Consider the following 16,492-nt stretch of genomic DNA (forward strand, 5'->3'; position numbering starts at 1 on the left):
CCGTGCGGCCGGCACGTCCGGCACGCTGCGCCTTGCCGGCAAACGCCCTGACGACGTCGAGTGGGCCAATATGAGCGAGAAACGCTCTAGAGCGCGTTGGCCCATTTGACGTAACCATCCACGTCGAATTTTCGCTTGAGGCCGCCGGGTGTCATGGAGCGGACCTTGCCGAAGATCTCGCGCTCGGGCCAGCCGCGATCGTGAACGCCGAAGAGCCAGCCGACATTGGCGTAGGAATTACAGTCCCGCCCGTCGAGCAAATATTTGTTGTTCAGCGCCAGGGCGGTCCGGTACGCGTGACCCGGCGTGTTGGTGTAGGTGATGATCCGCTTGCCCCAGTACATGCGCAGGTGGTTGTGCAGGTAGCCGGTGAGCCGCATCTCGCGCATTGCAGCGTTCCAGTAGGGGTCGTCGGTCTTGGAGTGCTCCATCTCGCTTGCCGTGAAGACGGCGGGCCGTTCGTCGCTGGCATGGGCCTCCAGCGTGTCACGGGCCCACCCGGGCAGGCCGCTCACGCTGTCATAGTCCTTGTTGTAGTGGACGAAGTTCACCGCCAGTTCGCGGCGCACCAGCATTTCGTCCACGTATCCCGCCTTGTCATCGTCGCCCGCGCCGGAAGCCTTGACCGCACGGTAGATGGTCACCGGCGAGATCTGGCCGAAGTGCAGATAGGGGCTGAGGTGGGAGACGTTGCGGTTGACGATATCCGACCGTCCTTCGCCGTAGGCGTCCAGCGCATCGTCCGCAAAGGCCTTGAGGCGGGCCATGGCCATCCGCGTGCCCCCCTTGAAGCCATCCACCGGGCCGACGCTGGCGTCGATCTCCAGCGCCTCGATAAAGGCCGCCACGTCGTCGATCGCGCGATCGTCGGCATGGTCCAGGCCCTTGGCCTTGTGCTCCAGCGTGACGGTGTCGGGCAGGGTGGCAAACTCGTCGGTCCGGTCGTGCAGCTTGCGGCGGATGGTGCGCGCTGCGCTTTCAAGCTTATCGGATGCGGCCTCCACGGGCACGATCACGTCGCCCTCCACCATTTCGGCGAGGCAGGGCGCGTCTTCGGCCAGTTGATCGCGCCACGCGGCAAGATGGCGCAGATATCCGCGATCGGTCACTGCAACGCTGGCGTTTCGTGCTTCCGCGGCGGCAATTTCGGGTGGTGACCCCAGCCGCAATGCAAAGTGGATCCCGCGCCGCTCCACCGCCTGTTTGGTTTCCGCGATTCCCTCCAGCATGAAGGTGTAGTGGCGCGCGTTGGCCTCGGGGTAGGTTGGGTCGACGACAAACAGCACTTTCAACGGCTTACCGCATTCGTTGGCGCGTGCTGCCGCGTGCTCCAAAGCCGGATTGTCAGTGGCGCGCTGGCTGTGCTGCATCCAGTACAGCACGTAGTTGCCGTCGTTCGAAGGCGTCAGCGCGTTGAGCGCCTTCACCCGAGCGTGAGCGCGCGTCATTGAACGCCACCTTGAAAGATGGGCGCACAATAGTTAAATTTATTAACCATAGAGAGCTGGAACCAGATCACTTGTTACTCTGTTCTAGTGAACGAATGAATGACGAGGCCGTTAAAAATTTCTCAAAACTGCCTCGTTCCACAGTCTTGTGGCGGTTGTGCAACATCGCCATGTGACATCCCGGCGCGGCATTCCTCGCGCAGTATAATCGGGCACCGGACAACGGCTGCCCAGCGGGCCACAGGTTCGCAGGAAGGAGAGGTCGATGTCATATTTCAGTCGGATCACCCTCGCCGCAGCTGTATTTACGGGCTCGGTCGCAGCGGCGGCTTTCGCAGCCAACAACGAACGTTTTTATGAGACCGTGACAACGTCCGTTGGCGACGTTGCCGGCAATTTCGTCATTGCGGGGGGCATGCTTTCGGGCGATCGCCATCTCGAATACCCCGCCTACGAAGAATCCGGGGACAAGATGTACGATGACCGCATTTCGGCATCGTCCGTCGTGACCCACGTGGAAGTGGTGGGCGGCACGGGCCGCCAGCGGATCGTCCTACTGAACCCGCAAGGCCAGGAAGTCTTCACCCACGACCCCGAAAACAACACCACCATCGTTGCCAAGGACGTGATGATCCCGTCCATCACCTTCCGCGATGCGCCCGATGCAATGGCTGAGCTTCGACTGGTGACGGCCGCGCCGAAGATCGAGGCGCCCGCGGCGCTGCGCGAGCAGCTGGTGGCTGGCGTGACCGAGCAGCCCGAGCTGTTCTACCGCGAAGACCTCTGATCCCGCCGCGGCGTTCAGCGCCGCGCTGGGACCGGATTTCCGACAAACGCCGTCTGCGTTGGGCATATTGCTTTGCATGGACGGCGTTTTTGCTTGTTTTCTGGGCGTGACCCCGTTGTAACGTTCCGCTTTACTGAAGCGGTCGGCGAACACGGGGTGGGGCGCAGTCATGACACAGCCTGCGCTGCTAGAGGCGCGCCATATCACCAAATCGTTCGGTCCCGTGCGCGCGTCCGATGACGTGTCGCTTTCGGTGAGCGAGGGCGAGATCGTCGCTCTTCTGGGCGAGAACGGCGCGGGCAAGTCGACCCTCGTCAAGATGATGTTCGGCACCCTCCAGCCAGACGATGGCGCCTTCTACTGGCGCGGCAAGGCGGCCAGGCTTGGCGAGCCCGCCGATGCCCGTGCCCTCGGCATTGCCATGGTGCACCAGCATTTCTCGCTGTTCGAGGCGTTCACCGCAGCGCAGAACATTGCCCTTGCCCTGCCTGACCTGCCGATGGCGGAAATTGCCGAGCGCACCCGCACGGTCAGCCGCGCCTACGGCCTGGCGCTGGACCCCGATGCGCTGGTCGCGGACCTTTCGGTGGGGGAGCGGCAGCGCATCGAAATCGTCCGCTGCCTCCTCCAGAACCCGAAGCTCATCATCATGGATGAGCCGACGTCGGTGCTGACGCCGCAGGAGGTGGAGCGCCTGTTTGCGGTGCTGCGCCGGCTGGCCAGCGAAGGCTGCGCCGTCCTCTACATCTCCCACAAGCTGGACGAGGTGCGCGACCTTTGCTCCCGCGCCGTGGTGATCCGCGCCGGCCGCGTGGTTGCCGAAGCCGACCTTGCCGCCACAACCTCCGCAGCCCTTGCCGAAGCGATGGTGGGCGCTGCCATCAACACGGTGGAGCGGGCTGCCCCGGCGCAAATGCAAACCCCCGCGCTGGTGGTGAACGCGCTGACACAGGCCAGCAACCGCCCCTTCGGCACCGAGCTTCGGGACGTGACGTTCACCGTCCACGAGGGCGAGGTGTTCGGCATTGCGGGGATGGCCGGCAACGGGCAGGCGGAGCTCTTTGCCTGTCTCTCCGGCGAAAACCCGTCGCAGCGCGATGCCATCAGCCTCTTCGGCACCAGCGTGGGCGCAGGCGGCGTCGATGCCCGCCGGTCGCTGGGCGCTGCCTTCGTGCCGGAGGAGAGGCTCGGCCATGGCGCGGTGCCGGGGTTCGACCTTGTCGAGAACATCATCCTGTCCCGCCACCTGCCTGGTGACGGGACGGTGGGGCCGGGGGGGCTTGTCCGCCGCGGTGCGGCGCGGCGCGCGCTGGACCGGGTTGTCAGCCACATGGATGTGCGCGGTCCGGGGGCAAAGGCGCCCGCCCGCGCGCTGTCCGGCGGCAACCTGCAAAAATTCGTCATGGGCCGGGAGCTGGACCGCGCACCGCGCCTGCTGGTGGTCGACCAGCCCACATGGGGCGTGGACGCCGGGGCCGCCGCCAACATCCGCCAGGCCATCATCGACCTTGCAGCGGCCGGCGCCGCGGTGCTGGTAATTAGCCAGGATCTGGACGAGCTGTTCGAGATTGCGGGGCGCATTGCCGTCATCTCACAGGGGCGGCTTAGCGAAGCGCGGCCGGCCGGCGAGCTGACGCGCGTGGAGGTCGGCATTCTGATGGGCGCCGGGCACAATGAGGAGGCAAGCGTTGCGCATTGAACTGAGGCGGCGCACCGGCGGTGCCAGCCTGCTGCGCGAGGTGGCATCGCCCGTCATTGCGGTGGCCTTCACCGCGCTGGTGGGGGCAGGGCTCTTCGCACTTCTGGGCAAGCCGCCGCTCAGCGCACTCCACGCCTATTTCATCGAGCCATTGTCGGACATCTGGTCGCTTCACGAGCTTGCGGTGAAGGCGGCGCCGCTCATCCTCATCGCAGTCGGCCTCAGCGCCTGCTACCGCGCCAATGTGTGGAACATCGGCGCGGAAGGCCAGCTTGTGGCAGGCGCCATTGCCGGCAGCGCCATTCCGGTTCTCTTTCCGGCAGCCACAGGGCCGTGGCTGATGCCGGCGATGATCGTGATGGCGATGGCCGGGGGGGCGGCATGGGCCAGCATTCCCGCGGTGCTGAAAAACCGTTTCGGCGCCAGTGAAATCCTCGTCTCGCTCATGCTGGTCTACGTTGCCGAACTTCTGCTCGACTATCTGGTGCGTGGCCCCTGGCGCAATCCCGAGGGCTACAACTTTCCCGAAACGCGGCAGTTTCCGCCGTCGGCGCGGATCGGCGAGCTGTTTTCCGCCGGGGACTGGGGCGGCCGCGCCAACTGGGGCATCGTGATTGCGATCGCCATTGCGGTGCTGACCTGGCTGCTCCTGTCGCGCACCCTCAAGGGGTTCGAGATTTCGGTGAGTGGCGCCAGCCCGCGGGCCGCCCGCTTCGCCGGCTTCGACGCCCGCGCCACCGCGCTCTTCGTGTTCCTGTTCTCCGGCGCCCTGGCAGGGCTGGCGGGGATGATCGAGGTGTCGGGCGCCATCGGCCAGCTGCGGCCTTCCATCAGCCCCGGATACGGGTTTGCCGCCATCATCGTGGCGTTTCTGGGCCGGCTCAATCCGCTGGCGGTCATTCTGGCGGGGCTTCTTCTGGCGCTCACCTATCTGGGCGGGGAGGCGGCGCAGATGTCGCTCGGCCTGTCGGACCGGACGACGCGGGTCTTTCAGGGTGTTCTCCTTTTCAGCGTCCTGGCGAGCGAAACCCTCGTGCGTTACCAGATCCGCATCGTGCGGAACCGTCCGGCGGACGCCGCCCTGCCGGAGGCTGCGCGATGATGGTCGAAGCTCTGCTCCTCACCGTCATCACCGCCGCAACGCCGCTTTTGCTTGCCGCCATCGGCGAGCTTGTGGCCGAGCGCTCCGGCGTTCTCAACCTTGGTGTGGAGGGCATGATGGTGGTGGGCGCGGTTGCCGCGTTTGCGGCCTCCCAGTCCACCGGCTCCACCTATGTGGGCATTCTGGCAGCGGTGCTGGCGGGCTCGGCCATGGCGCTCTTGTTCGCCATCCTTGCGGTGTGGATGGCCACCAACCAGGTCGCGACGGGGCTGGCACTTACGCTGTTCGGGCTTGGCGTTTCGGGGCTGGTGGGCGAATCGTTCGTGGGTCTGCCCGGTCTGCGCCTCGCGCCAATCGAGATCCCGCTCCTGTCGGACATTCCCTTCATCGGAGAAGCGCTGTTCGGACAGGACATCCTGTTTTACGCATCAATCGCGCTCACCATCGGCGTTTCGTGGTTCCTGTTTCGCACGCGCGCGGGGCTGCGGCTGCGTGCCGTGGGCGACGCGCCGGTGGCGGCCCATGCCATCGGCATCAATGTTCTTCTGACGCGAACGCTGGCGGTGGTGTTCGGTGGCGCCTGCGCCGGTCTGGCCGGAGCGCAGCTGACCCTTGTGTACACGCCCCAGTGGATCGAGAACATCAGCGCCGAGCGGGGCTGGATCGCCTTGGCGCTGGTGGTGTTCGCCAGCTGGCGGCCGGCCCGGCTTGTGGTGGGGGCGTACCTTTTCGGGGCTGTGACCAACCTTCAGTTCCAGGCGCAGGGGCTTGGCATTCCGGTCGCATCGCAGTTCCTGTCGGCGCTGCCTTATGTGGCCACCATCGTGGTACTGGTCGTGATCGCCTCCAACAGGCGCTTCACGATGATCAATACACCGGCCGCCCTCGGCCAGCCTTTCGTTCCGGATCGCTAGAATTGCTGCACCGATCCGGTCCGGAATTTGCATCCGTTCCTATTCGACCCACGAACAAGAGGTTCAATTTGATGAGACGCGCCCTCATACTTGCCGCGACGCTTGCCGTTGCCGCGCCCGGCCTTGCGAGCGCCCAGGACGATCCGACCAAGGCCTGCTTCGTCTATGTCGGCCCCATCGGCGACTTTGGCTGGTCCTACCAGCACGATCAGGCCCGGCTCGATGCCGAAGAGAAGTTCGGCGACAAGCTGGAGACCGCCTACCTCGAATCAGTGCCCGAGGGCGCCGATGCGGAACGCGCCATCGAGCGTTTCGCCCGTTCCGGCTGCGACATCATCTTCACGACATCGTTCGGTTACATGGACGCGACCAACAAGGTTGCCGGCCGTTTCCCCGGCATCAAGTTCGAGCACGCCACCGGCTACAAGCGCGAGCACCCCAACGTCTCGACCTACAATTCCAAGTTCTACCAGGGTCGCTATATTATCGGACAAATTGCCGCATCGGTTTCGGAAACCGGCACTGCAGGCTACATCGCGTCCTTTCCGATCCCGGAAGTCATTCGCGGCATTGACGCCTTCCTGCTCGGCGCACAATCGGTCGATCCGGACTTCGCGCTCAAGATCGTGTGGGTGAACTCCTGGTTCGACCCGGGCCGCGAGGCCGACGCTGCCAAAGCGCTGATCAGCCAGGGCGCCGATATTCTGACCCAGCACACCGATTCCACAGCCCCCATGCAGGTGGCGGCGGAGGAGGGCGTCCACGCCTTCGGTCAGGCGTCCGACCAGATCAAGTTCGGCCCGGAAACGCAGCTGACCTCCATCATCGACGACTGGGGTCCTTATTATATCGAGCGTATTCAGGCGGTTATGGACGGAACGTGGGAGCAGTCCGACACCTGGCACGGCCTCGCCGAGGGCAACGTCGCCATGGCGCCCTACACCAACATGAGCGATGAAGTTGCGGCAAAGGCCAAGGAAACCGAGGAGGCCATCAAGTCCGGCGCCCTCGAGCCTTTCACCGGACCGATAAACAAGCAGGACGGCAGCGAGTGGCTGGCCGACGGAGCCACCGCCGACATCGGAGAACTGCTCGGCCTCAATTTCTATGTTGAAGGCGTAGACGGTTCCATTCCGAACTAATAAGACGCAGCAGAGCGGATCGAAACGGTCCGTTCTGCTTCAACCATGTGTTATTCGTCAAAATTGTTCGTAATTGGATCTAATTTCCTTTCATTGGAAACAATTTTGCGCCACAGTAATTGCGTGCGCTACGCTTTCATGCGGCCGTTCGAGAGCGACTTCGAGGGCGATAATGGCAAGAACGAACCGACTGCGGATCCGTTTGTACGGACCGTTTACCCTGTGCTGGGACGACGGCGAAGAAATCGACCTTCGCAGCAACAAGGCGAAGGCGATCCTGGCGTTGCTTGCAACTGCGCCTGAAGGAAAGCGGACCCGTACCTTCATTCAGGATATTCTCTGGCAACTTTCGGGGCCGGATCATCGGCGCGCCAGTCTGCGGCAGGCGCTGAGCTCAATGAAACGCCTGCTGGGCACAGACGCCTTCAGCACGATCTTCCTCGTCTCCAACGATACGATCCGCCTTCGGCCGGAGTGTTTCGTGATGGTTGGCGGGCCGAAGGACGGTGTTTTCCTCGAAGGTCTCGACGTGACGTCGAAGGAATTCAACGAATGGGTCGGCGAGCAGCGCGCTGCAACGCCCGATACGGCACGCCTTCCGGCATCCCCCATCGGGGCGGACGAGACGGCCGGTGCGTGGCGCAATGGCGCGGTCAAGGCCGAGGTCCTTCGTGAGCGGCTGCTGCCTGTCGTGGCTGTCATCCCCTTCGCGGGCGTGGACGGGCAGGGGCTTGGCTCCCATTTCGGCGATGCCGTCGCCCAGGACATCACGCGCAGCCTGTCGCGCTCGCCCTTCATTGCCGTCATCTCGCACCTGTCCAGCCGCAACGAGCGCCTGCGCAGCGCGCAGCTCAGTGAGCTGAAAGACCTCCTCAACGCCGATTACGTGATCTACGGTCAGGTGCGCCTCGGCGACGACCGTTTCCGTCTCGACGTGGATTTTGTCGACGCCGCCACCGGCCGCCTGTGCTGGACCGAGGATTTCACGGGCAAGGTGAAACACTTCTTCGAGGGCAGCGACGAGGTGGTCCACACCGTCGCCGACGCCATCACCCGCGCGGTGCTGAGCGAGGCCATCGGGCCGCTCACCACCATGCGCCTGCCCGACATCGAGACGCATCGCCTCCTCAGCGCCGGCATCACGCTGATGCACCGGCAGGCGCCCTCCAGCTTCAAACAGGCACGGGAGTGTCTGGAAGAGGTTGTCGGCCGGGCACCGCGGCACAGCCTGCCGCGCGCCTGGCTCGCCAAATGGTATGTGCAGCACATCAAGCAGGGGTGGAGCACCAACGAGACGGCAGACATCGCCGTGGCCAAGGACACCGCGGCCCGCGCGCTGGACTGCAACCCGTCGTGCCCGTTCTCGCTGGCCGTGAACGGTTTCGTGCGCCACCACACCGCAAGTTTCGACAGGGCATTCGCCTTCCACGAGGAAGCGCTGGCCCACGATCCCAACAACTCGCTGGCGTGGCTTCTCACCGGTGTCCTGCACACCTTCATCGGTGAAGGCGAACAGGCCGTGCTGCACACCCAGCGGGCGCGCAAGCTGTCGCCGATGGACCCGTACCAATACTTCTACGATTCGATGGCCGCTGGTGCGGCCGCGGTCAACGGCGACTTCGAGAATGCGCTGGAGCTTGCGGATCTCTCGCTGCAGGCAAACCGGCGCTATCCCTCAACCTTGCGCGTGCGCACCTACTCCCTGGCGATGCTGGGCCGCGAGCGGGAGGCGGAGGCATGCGCTGCCGATCTGATGCGCGCCGACCCCGGCTTCTCCATTGCGAAATATCGGGCAAGCCACCCCGCTGCCACCTACGACACCGGCCGTCAGTGGGGCGAAGTGCTTCACGGTGCAGGCGTTCCGCTCAACGCCTGAGGCCGAAGCCGGCAGCAACTTTGAAAGGCTCGCACCTTCGCGGTGCGGGCCTTTTTTGCTTGTCGAGATCCCTGGTCATGGGGGCGTGCGAGAGCGTGAGGTGAACCATCCGTGACAGCGTGAATTCACACCGTTTGCGACTACTTTTTCGGTAAAGTCACTGAATCCATTGAGGTGGTTCGTGTTTCACGCACATTTCACGGTCGCGTTACGGTGGTGTTGCATCAACGTGATTGTCGATGCGCTATTGTTTTCATGTGGATTGAACAAAAAGCGCGAATAACTGTCGTTCGATAGCTAAACGTTTCGTTTAACCACCACCGGTCGCGGTCCAGCGCCTCGCCTGTTCAAGCATCGGCTGACAGGCGTATCTCGGGTCGCTCTGTCCGGTGCGAAGGTGTGAAGACTTTGTGGCATCCGTCCGCCAGCACAAATGCGCTGCGGCTGGATCGAGAACCACGCCACATGGTGTGAGGTCGGAGAAAAACGATGAACGTGCGTCTGGAATTGCTGACGGGTTACGACGATTTCGGCAACCTCATTTTCCTCCCGTCCGCGGCAAACGCCTGCGGGCTGGAGCTTCTTGACGATCTGAACACCTGTCCGGCCTGCGGCAACGCCATCGGCGGTGAAGGCGATTGCGCAATCCAGAAGGCCGAGAGAGCCGAAGCCCCCGGCATCCGGGCGTCTGATCCAAGGCTTGCCGTGGCCGGCGAAGACGCCTGACCCATCAGGAAAAGGCGCACAGGCCCATAGCCGGCGCGCCCCATGATGATGGCACCCCAGCAGCTTGATCGGCGACCGGGGCAAGAGGTTATCGCGTTCAGTCGAGAACGTCAGCCACCGCGCCCTTCACGGCGTCTGCGATCTGGTGCGCTTCGGCCGTGGTGAGGCAGAGCGGCGGTGCAAACCCGAGGATGTCCCCGCCCGGCATCGCGCGGGCGATGACGCCGCGTGCCGCCATCGCAGCAGCAAGCTTGGGGCCGATCTTTCTGGCCGGATCGAATGCCTTGCGCGCGGCCACGTCCTCGTGGAACTCGACAGCGGCCAGGAGGCCCTCGCCGCGCACTTCGGCAACGTGGTTGTGGGCGCCGACAGCATCAGACAGCGCACCGAGGAGCTCGGGGCCGACCTTGCGGGTATTTTCCAGAAGGCCCATCTCGTCGACCAGCTTGAGGTTGGCCACACCTGCGGCAGCGCCGAGCGGGTGCGCCGAGTAGGTCCAGCCGTGGCCGATCGCACCGCCGGAATCGTCCGTTCCCTTGGCCAGCACCTTGAACACCTTGTCCGACACGATCGTGCCCGACATTGGTGCGTAGGCCGAGGTGAGCCCCTTCGCGATGGTCATGAAGTCCGGTTCCATGCCGTAGTGGATCGAGCCGAACATCGAGCCGAGGCGCCCGAAGCCGCAGACGACTTCGTCCGCAATCAACAGGATGTCATGCTTTTTGAGGATAGGCTGGATTGCCTCCCAGTAACCGGCGGGCGGGGGGACGATGCCGCCGGTGCCCAGCATCGGCTCGCCGATGAAGCCGGCGATGGTGTCCGCACCCTCGCGCTCGATCATCGCTTCCAGCTCACGGGCGCAGTAGGCGACGAAGTCCGCCTCGCTCATATCCGCGTCCGGGCGGTGCAGGTAGGACGGGGCCACCGTGTGGTGCACGCGGTCGAGCGGCAGGTCGTAGGTCTTGTGGAACAGCGGCAGGCCGGTCAGCGATCCGGTCATCAGGCCGGAGCCGTGATAGCCGCGCCAGCGCGAGATGATCTTCTTCTTCTCGGGCTTGCCGATGAGGTTGTGGTAGGACCACAGCAGCTTGATGTTGGTCTCGTTGGCGTCCGAACCTGACAGGCCGAAATACACCTTCGACATGTGCTCGGGCGCACGGTCCATCACCATTTTCGACAGGGTGATGGACGCTTCCGTGCCGTGCCCTGCGTAAGCGTGGTAGTAGGCGAGGGTCTTGGCCTGCGCGGCGATGGCGTCTGCAATCTCCTGCCGGCCGTAGCCGACATTGACGCAGTAGAGGCCGGCAAATCCGTCGAGCATCTCGCGGCCGTCGCGGTCGCGGATCACACAGCCTTCACCGCCTTCGATGATCCGGCTGGTGGCGTCGCCGCGGGCGAATTCGCCAAGGGCGGTGCTTGGATGGAAGAAATTGTCGCGGTCCCACGCGGCGAGCTGGTCGTTGGTCAGCATCACGGCCTCCTTTGGTCGCACGGCCCGGACAGCGGCGCACGCCGTCCTCACGGTGCGGCCGTCGGAGCCTGTCTTCAATGGTTGTACAGGCGCGGGACGAGTGCGCCAGAGTTGCTCCTAGATGGCACGGGCGAGCTGCGCCGGATAGTGCGCGCCCGCTTTCTCGGCATCGTTGACTTCGTTACGGCGAACGGAATCGTACGCCTGCCAGAAGGTTTCGCCAAACCATGCGGTGGCAATTGGCGCGGCAGCGGTGAGGCAAGGCTGCAGCTCGTGCGGCACCCGCCGATAGCCCCGTTCCGCCCGCGCCTCGGGCGTCATCTTGGCCGGGTCCATATCAGCGCTGACGGGCGGGTCCAGCGCTTCGTCGAGGCCCATCATGCCGGCGCGGACGATGGCGGCCAGCGCCAGGTAGGGGTTCGCGGCGCCATCGCAAAGCCGGTATTCAAGCGATGCGCCGGGGTGGGAGCCGTCCGCCTTCGGGCTGCGCGGGCATAGGCGGATGGCAGCCTCGCGGTTGCGCACGCCCAGGCAGGCGAACACGCCGACCCAGCTTGATTCGGAAATGCGCTGGAAGGAGTTGGGGGAGGGCGTCGCAAACGCCATCACCGCCTCGATGTTTTTGAGGATGCCGGCCGCAAACGCGCCTGAGGTTGCGGTCAGCGCGCCGCTGTGCGCGGTGCGCGGGCCATCTTCATCCCACAGGCTGAAGTGGATGTGGATGCCGCTGCCGGCCTGCGCCATGTCGGGCTTGGGCGCAAAGGTGGCGTGGGCGCCGTGGCCTCTGGCGGTGTCGCGGATGGCCTCGCGCGCCAGCACCACGTCGTCGCAGCCGCGCAGTGCATCGCGCACGGGGTGCGAGATCTCGAACTGGTGCTCGCCATATTCGGCGGCAAACTGGTCCACCCGCGTGTTGGCGGTGCCGAGGATCTGCTGCACCTCTGCCGCAAAGCCCGAAACGCGGCGGGAGCCTGCCAGGGAGTAGGCGGGGGTGTGAACGTTTTCCAGCCCGGAGATGTAGAGCTCCTGCTCGAAGCCGATCTTCATGGTGAGGCCGTGCCTGGTCTTCAGCTCATCCAGCGCACGGCGGAGCTGCGAGCGGGCGCAGACCTCCCAGAATGCACCGTCGTGGTGCGTGATTTCGGACAGGTACAGCGCCATGGTGGGGCGGTCGTCGCGGGACGGCAGGAGCATCCGCGTTTCGGGGATGGCGACGAGTTTGGTTTCGCCGATGGGGCCGAACGGGTTGTCCGGCGGAATGCTGTTGGATGCGGAGATGCAGCTGTTGGTCGGCACCCACGGGAGGCCGGCGGACAGGATGTCGTCCAGCCGCTCGATGGGGAAGGAGCGGCCGCGCAGCACCGCCGAAAGCTCCACGTTGCCCACCATTGCCGCGCGGGGGTCCTCGAAACGGATGGTCATGGGAGTTTCCTTTCGCACGCAGCCATGGCCCTCGGCAGCGCCAGGCTGAGCCGCTCGGCCCATTCGCGCTGTCCGGCCTCGTCGCCGATGAGATCCTGCCGGACCTCGATGAGAGTGTGGGGAATTTTGCGCCGCTCCCCGTGCACGGGGACGGTATAGTCGCCCAGCGCGCCGACCTGGTAGGGCACGTTCTCGCCCACCAGAACACCGTCCTCCGCCAGAACCCTGGACAGCGCCAGCGACAGTGACGGATCCTTGTCGAACAGCACGCACACCGGCCAGGGGCGCGGCTCCGGATGTTCGCCGTGGGCAGGGGTGTAGGAGTGGACTGCCACCAGATGGGTCGCGACGCCCGCATCCGCCCGCCGGTCGAGCGCCGCCTCGATCGCGGCGTGATAGGGGTGAAAGATCTCGGCAGTGCGCGACGCGCCGTCGCGGCCCGTGAGATCGATATTGCCCAAGATTTCGGTGCCGTCGGAACGCTCCGGAAAGGCGCTCGGCTCGCTGGGCGGGCGGTTGCAGTCGATCACCAGGCGCGAATAAATCTGGATCACAAGTTCGGCAGCAAGGCGCGTGGCCATGATCCGCGCCACGGCCGCAGCGCCGATATCGTAGCCGATGTGACGGGCAAGGTCCGCGTCGCCGACGCCAAGGTCCAGCGCTGCCGGGACATGGTTGCCCCCATGGTCGCAGGTGAGAAACCACGGGCTCAGCGGCGGGCCGGTCCGCTCAACCGGGGCGGGATCGTCAGGCCCCAGGAGGCCGAAGGGAAAAGTGGGCAGAGGGAGTTGGCGCATCGGCTCCCAATAGGGCCAACGCGGCCGCTGTTCAACGCTTTGGGTTGATTGACAATTGGGCACTGCTTCTTTTTGTTGCTCGCTTCTCAAACTCCCGGAGCCCCATGTCGGGATCGTCGGTCGACCTCACCAAACTGTCCAAACACCGCGCCGGTGCCCAGATCGGCGAGACGGTGCTTCTTGTCGCGCTGATTGCCGCGGTCTCGCTCGGGATGTGGCTGATTCTCGGCCGCACCGGCGAGCGGATCGCCACGCAGATGTGCGTCAACATTGCAGCGGTGGTGGCGCTTTCCGTGTTCACCGGCAATTCGGGGATCGTTTCGTTCGGCCATTCGGCCTTCATGGCCATCGGCGCCTATACGGCCGGGCTTCTGACCATGCCGGCGACCCTTCAGAAAATGGCCGTGCCCCTGTTGCCGGCCTTCATGGCGGGCCATGAGCTTTCCTTTGCGCTGGCGCTCGTGGGGGTGGTGATTGTCGGGCTGGCGGTTGCCTTCGCCAGCGGCCTGCCGATTGCGCGGCTGAATGGCGCCTCCGCCACCATCGCGACGCTGGGGCTTCTGATCATCGTCCACAGCGTTCTCATCGGCGCGCGTGAAATAACCCGCGGGAGCCAGACATTTTACGGCGTGCCACGCGTGACCGGTTTCTGGGTGGCGCTGGCGGCGGCGATCGTATTTGCGATTCTGGCGCGGCTCTTTCGCGAAAGCCGCTGGGGGCTTGAGCTGCGCGCGGTGCGCGACAACGAGTCCGCCGCCGAGGCACTGGGCATCAACGCGCAGCGGGCGCGGCTTGTGGGATGGACCGTGTCGGGCGCACTGGCCGCCGTTGCGGGCGCTCTGTACGGGCACATGCTGGGCGCATTCTCGCCGCACACATTTTATTTCGGGCTGATGTTCGCGATGGTGGCGATGCTGATCGTCGGCGGCATGGCGACCGTTTCGGGCGCTGTGGTCGGCGTGGTGGTCGTCACCATCCTGCAGGACACGGTGCGCCAGTTCGAGGGCGGGTTCGCCGTTGGCGGGTTCCAGATGCCGGCTGTGTTCGGCCTCACCACGGTGGCGCTCAGCGTTGCGATCCTGCTCGTCATCTGGCTGCGGCCCGAGGGGTTGCTCGGCCGGCGCGAACTTCGCGTGCCGGGGCTTGGGGGCCTGTTTGCCGCGTTCGGCCCGAAGGCGGCACCTGCGCCGCCGGTTGCGGTGCGCGAAGCCGTCCCGCTCGACGTTGCAGGCATCTCGCGCAGCTTTGCCGGGCTGAAAGCGGTGGACAGCGCAACGTTCGACGTGCCGCCTGCAACCGTGACCGGCCTCATCGGGCCGAACGGTGCCGGCAAGTCCACTTTGGTCAACCTTCTCACCGGCCAGTTCCGGGCCGACGAGGGCCGCGCGCGCTTCGGCGAGACCGACATCACCGCGCTGTCGCCGCACGCGATCGCCAAGCTTGGCCTGTCGCGCACATTCCAGAACCTGCGCCTGTTCGCCAATCTCACCGTGTTCGAGAACGTGCTGGTGGCCGCCCTCCCGCACGCGCCGAACCGGGCGGCCGCCAGAGCGCGCGCGCTGCGCGAGATCGAAGCGCTCAACCTTGGGGCCGAAGCCGGCACCTTTGCCGATGCGCTACCCTATGGCGCCCGCAAGCGGCTCGAAATTGCCCGCTGCCTTGCCATGGAGCCGGCGATGATCCTGCTCGACGAGCCCGCCGCCGGCATGAACCCCGAGGAAACGTCCGATCTGGCCGACCGGCTGGTGGCACTCACCGAAGCGCGCGGCATCGGGCTTCTCCTCATCGACCACGACCTCGAGTTCGTGAACCGACTTTCGTCCTCCATCGTCGTCATCAACCGCGGCGCGGTGATTGCACGCGGCACGCCGGAGGAAATCCGGCACGATGATGCGGTGATCGAAGCCTACATCGGCCGCGGCCGCAAAACGGAAACCAAAGGAGCAATGGCATGACCCTTCGCACTGCAACGGCGCTGACCCTGCTGGCCACTGTCGGCCTCGCAGGCCCCGCGTTCGCCGAGGACTACAAGATCGGCGTGATGAGCGCGCAGTCCGGCTACCTGACGCCGTATGACCAGCCGTCCTACGCCGGCTTCAAGTACTGCATCGACAAGATGAACGAAGCTGGCGGCATGGCCGGCAAATACAATGTCGTCCTCGACGTGCGCGACACCCGCTCCGACATGGCCGAAAGCGTGAAGGTCACGCAGGAGATGATCGACAACGGCGCGCAGTTCATCGTGTCGTCCGCCGATGCCGACCCCACCATCGCCGCCGGCCAGATCTCCGAGCCCGCACAGATCCCGACCATGACGTTTGCCGGCACCGCGCCGGTGATGACGCAGGTGGGCGAATACATCTTCGGCTCTTACCCGGCGGATAACCAGCAGGGCACCGTGCTCGCCGACTTTGCCTCCGAGCAGGGCCTTTCCAAGGTCTATATCCTGAAGTCGCCGGATGCGGCCTACACCATGGGCGGCCCCGAGTATTTTGCCGAAGTGTTCGAGGCCAACGGCGGCGAAGTGGTCGGCGAGAGCCTTTATTCGCTCAACCAACCGGACTTTTCGGCCATCGTCACCACCATCAAGAACACCGAGCCGGCGCCGGACGTGATTGTCACGTGGGCATGGGAGCCTGACTTCCCGGCCTTCATCAAGGCGCTGCGCGGCGCGGGCGTGGACACCCAGGTGATGGGCGGCGACGTGCTCGACACCCCCACCGTGCGCGGCCTTGGCGACGTTGTGGCCGGCACCTACCACACCTCCGGCGGCTTCCCCGAAGAGGGCAGCGCCTATGGCGACTTCATGAAGGAATATGAAGCGGCCACCGGCACCGAGCCCGACAACAACTACTATGTGAACGGCTGCGACATTGCCCACATGATCGAGCAGGCCGTGGAAGCGGCCGGCACCACCGACCCCGTGGCCGTGCGCGACGCGCTTGCCAACATCGAGGACGGCGAGGGCATCATGTCCAACTTCACCTTCAAGGGCACGGACCGGATGCCGCTCCGCCCCGTGGTGATCGCCAAGATCAATGCCGACGGTTCCAAGGACTTCGTGTCTCGCGGCACCGCCGATCCCGACAAGCTGCCGAAGCCCTGAGC

General features: G+C 65.0%; 13 protein-coding genes. 9 read left to right on the plus strand and 4 right to left on the minus strand.

All coding sequences use genetic code 11. The annotated features are described in order from the left end of the window. Positions 1–86: 86 nt before the first annotated feature. Entirely contained in the window at positions 87–1,448 is a 1,362-nt protein-coding gene (locus RDV64_RS18765; RefSeq protein ID WP_309196488.1) for a deoxyribodipyrimidine photo-lyase, read from the minus strand. 265 nt (positions 1,449–1,713) lie between these two features. Here RDV64_RS18765 and RDV64_RS18770 point away from each other — a divergent pair, with 265 nt between their 5' ends. From RDV64_RS18770 to RDV64_RS18800, 7 genes are all read left to right on the plus strand, one after another. Next, entirely contained in the window at positions 1,714–2,235 is a 522-nt protein-coding gene (locus RDV64_RS18770; RefSeq protein WP_309196489.1) for a hypothetical protein, read from the plus strand. Between the two features lie 169 nt (positions 2,236–2,404). Then, positions 2,405–3,934: an ABC transporter ATP-binding protein gene (locus tag RDV64_RS18775; protein WP_309196490.1), complete on the plus strand. Its 1,530-nt coding sequence runs from the start codon at positions 2,405–2,407 to the stop codon at positions 3,932–3,934. After that, positions 3,924–5,036 carry an ABC transporter permease gene (locus RDV64_RS18780; protein WP_375143767.1) on the plus strand — a complete coding sequence of 371 codons (1,113 nt, stop codon included), beginning with the start codon at positions 3,924–3,926 and terminating at the stop codon, positions 5,034–5,036. Before RDV64_RS18775 ends, RDV64_RS18780 begins: the two co-directional genes overlap by 11 nt. Continuing rightward, a complete protein-coding gene (locus RDV64_RS18785; protein WP_309196491.1) occupies positions 5,033–5,950 on the plus strand; it encodes an ABC transporter permease in 918 nt (305 codons plus the stop codon). The genes RDV64_RS18780 and RDV64_RS18785 overlap by 4 nt, the downstream gene beginning before the upstream one ends. A 71-nt stretch (positions 5,951–6,021) precedes the next feature. Beyond that, a complete protein-coding gene (locus tag RDV64_RS18790; RefSeq protein WP_309196492.1) occupies positions 6,022–7,092 on the plus strand; it encodes a BMP family ABC transporter substrate-binding protein in 1,071 nt (356 codons plus the stop codon). Between the two features lie 397 nt (positions 7,093–7,489). Next, positions 7,490–8,968, plus strand: coding sequence for a hypothetical protein (locus tag RDV64_RS18795; RefSeq protein ID WP_309196493.1), 1,479 nt, complete (start codon positions 7,490–7,492; stop codon positions 8,966–8,968). 489 nt (positions 8,969–9,457) lie between these two features. Next, positions 9,458–9,694: a hypothetical protein gene (locus tag RDV64_RS18800; RefSeq protein WP_309196494.1), complete on the plus strand. Its 237-nt coding sequence runs from the start codon at positions 9,458–9,460 to the stop codon at positions 9,692–9,694. 97 nt (positions 9,695–9,791) lie between these two features. Here the strand turns inward: RDV64_RS18800 and RDV64_RS18805 are convergent, their stop codons facing one another. The 3 genes from RDV64_RS18805 to RDV64_RS18815 all read right to left on the minus strand — a co-directional run bounded on the left by RDV64_RS18805 (position 9,792) and on the right by RDV64_RS18815 (position 13,384). Continuing rightward, positions 9,792–11,165 carry an aminotransferase class III-fold pyridoxal phosphate-dependent enzyme gene (locus RDV64_RS18805; RefSeq protein WP_309196495.1) on the minus strand — a complete coding sequence of 458 codons (1,374 nt, stop codon included), beginning with the start codon at positions 11,163–11,165 and terminating at the stop codon, positions 9,792–9,794. Positions 11,166–11,282: 117 nt separating this feature from the next. Next, complete coding sequence (locus tag RDV64_RS18810; RefSeq protein WP_309196496.1) at positions 11,283–12,587, minus strand: glutamine synthetase family protein; 1,305 nt, start codon at positions 12,585–12,587, stop codon at positions 11,283–11,285. After that, positions 12,584–13,384 carry an N-formylglutamate amidohydrolase gene (locus RDV64_RS18815; RefSeq protein ID WP_309196497.1) on the minus strand — a complete coding sequence of 267 codons (801 nt, stop codon included), beginning with the start codon at positions 13,382–13,384 and terminating at the stop codon, positions 12,584–12,586. The genes RDV64_RS18810 and RDV64_RS18815 overlap by 4 nt, the downstream gene beginning before the upstream one ends. 104 nt (positions 13,385–13,488) lie before the next feature. Here RDV64_RS18815 and RDV64_RS18820 point away from each other — a divergent pair, with 104 nt between their 5' ends. Further along, complete coding sequence (locus RDV64_RS18820; RefSeq protein WP_309196498.1) at positions 13,489–15,339, plus strand: branched-chain amino acid ABC transporter ATP-binding protein/permease; 1,851 nt, start codon at positions 13,489–13,491, stop codon at positions 15,337–15,339. Then, entirely contained in the window at positions 15,336–16,490 is a 1,155-nt protein-coding gene (locus RDV64_RS18825; protein ID WP_309196499.1) for an ABC transporter substrate-binding protein, read from the plus strand. The genes RDV64_RS18820 and RDV64_RS18825 overlap by 4 nt, the downstream gene beginning before the upstream one ends. Positions 16,491–16,492: the final 2 nt, after the last annotated feature.

The organism is Acuticoccus sp. MNP-M23 (genome assembly GCF_031195445.1).
GTDB lineage: Bacteria > Pseudomonadota > Alphaproteobacteria > Rhizobiales > Amorphaceae > Acuticoccus.

Coding starts and splice junctions, on each gene's coding strand:
- RDV64_RS18820 (WP_309196498.1), top strand. CDS start 13,489: ATGTCGGGATCGTCGGTCGACCTCACCAAACTGTCCAAACACCGCGCC.
- RDV64_RS18790 (WP_309196492.1), top strand. CDS start 6,022: ATGAGACGCGCCCTCATACTTGCCGCGACGCTTGCCGTTGCCGCGCCC.
- RDV64_RS18805 (WP_309196495.1), bottom strand. CDS start 11,165: ATGCTGACCAACGACCAGCTCGCCGCGTGGGACCGCGACAATTTCTTC.
- RDV64_RS18775 (WP_309196490.1), top strand. CDS start 2,405: ATGACACAGCCTGCGCTGCTAGAGGCGCGCCATATCACCAAATCGTTC.
- RDV64_RS18785 (WP_309196491.1), top strand. CDS start 5,033: ATGATGGTCGAAGCTCTGCTCCTCACCGTCATCACCGCCGCAACGCCG.
- RDV64_RS18810 (WP_309196496.1), bottom strand. CDS start 12,587: ATGACCATCCGTTTCGAGGACCCCCGCGCGGCAATGGTGGGCAACGTG.
- RDV64_RS18795 (WP_309196493.1), top strand. CDS start 7,490: ATGAAACGCCTGCTGGGCACAGACGCCTTCAGCACGATCTTCCTCGTC.
- RDV64_RS18825 (WP_309196499.1), top strand. CDS start 15,336: ATGACCCTTCGCACTGCAACGGCGCTGACCCTGCTGGCCACTGTCGGC.
- RDV64_RS18800 (WP_309196494.1), top strand. CDS start 9,458: ATGAACGTGCGTCTGGAATTGCTGACGGGTTACGACGATTTCGGCAAC.
- RDV64_RS18765 (WP_309196488.1), bottom strand. CDS start 1,448: ATGACGCGCGCTCACGCTCGGGTGAAGGCGCTCAACGCGCTGACGCCT.
- RDV64_RS18815 (WP_309196497.1), bottom strand. CDS start 13,384: ATGCGCCAACTCCCTCTGCCCACTTTTCCCTTCGGCCTCCTGGGGCCT.
- RDV64_RS18770 (WP_309196489.1), top strand. CDS start 1,714: ATGTCATATTTCAGTCGGATCACCCTCGCCGCAGCTGTATTTACGGGC.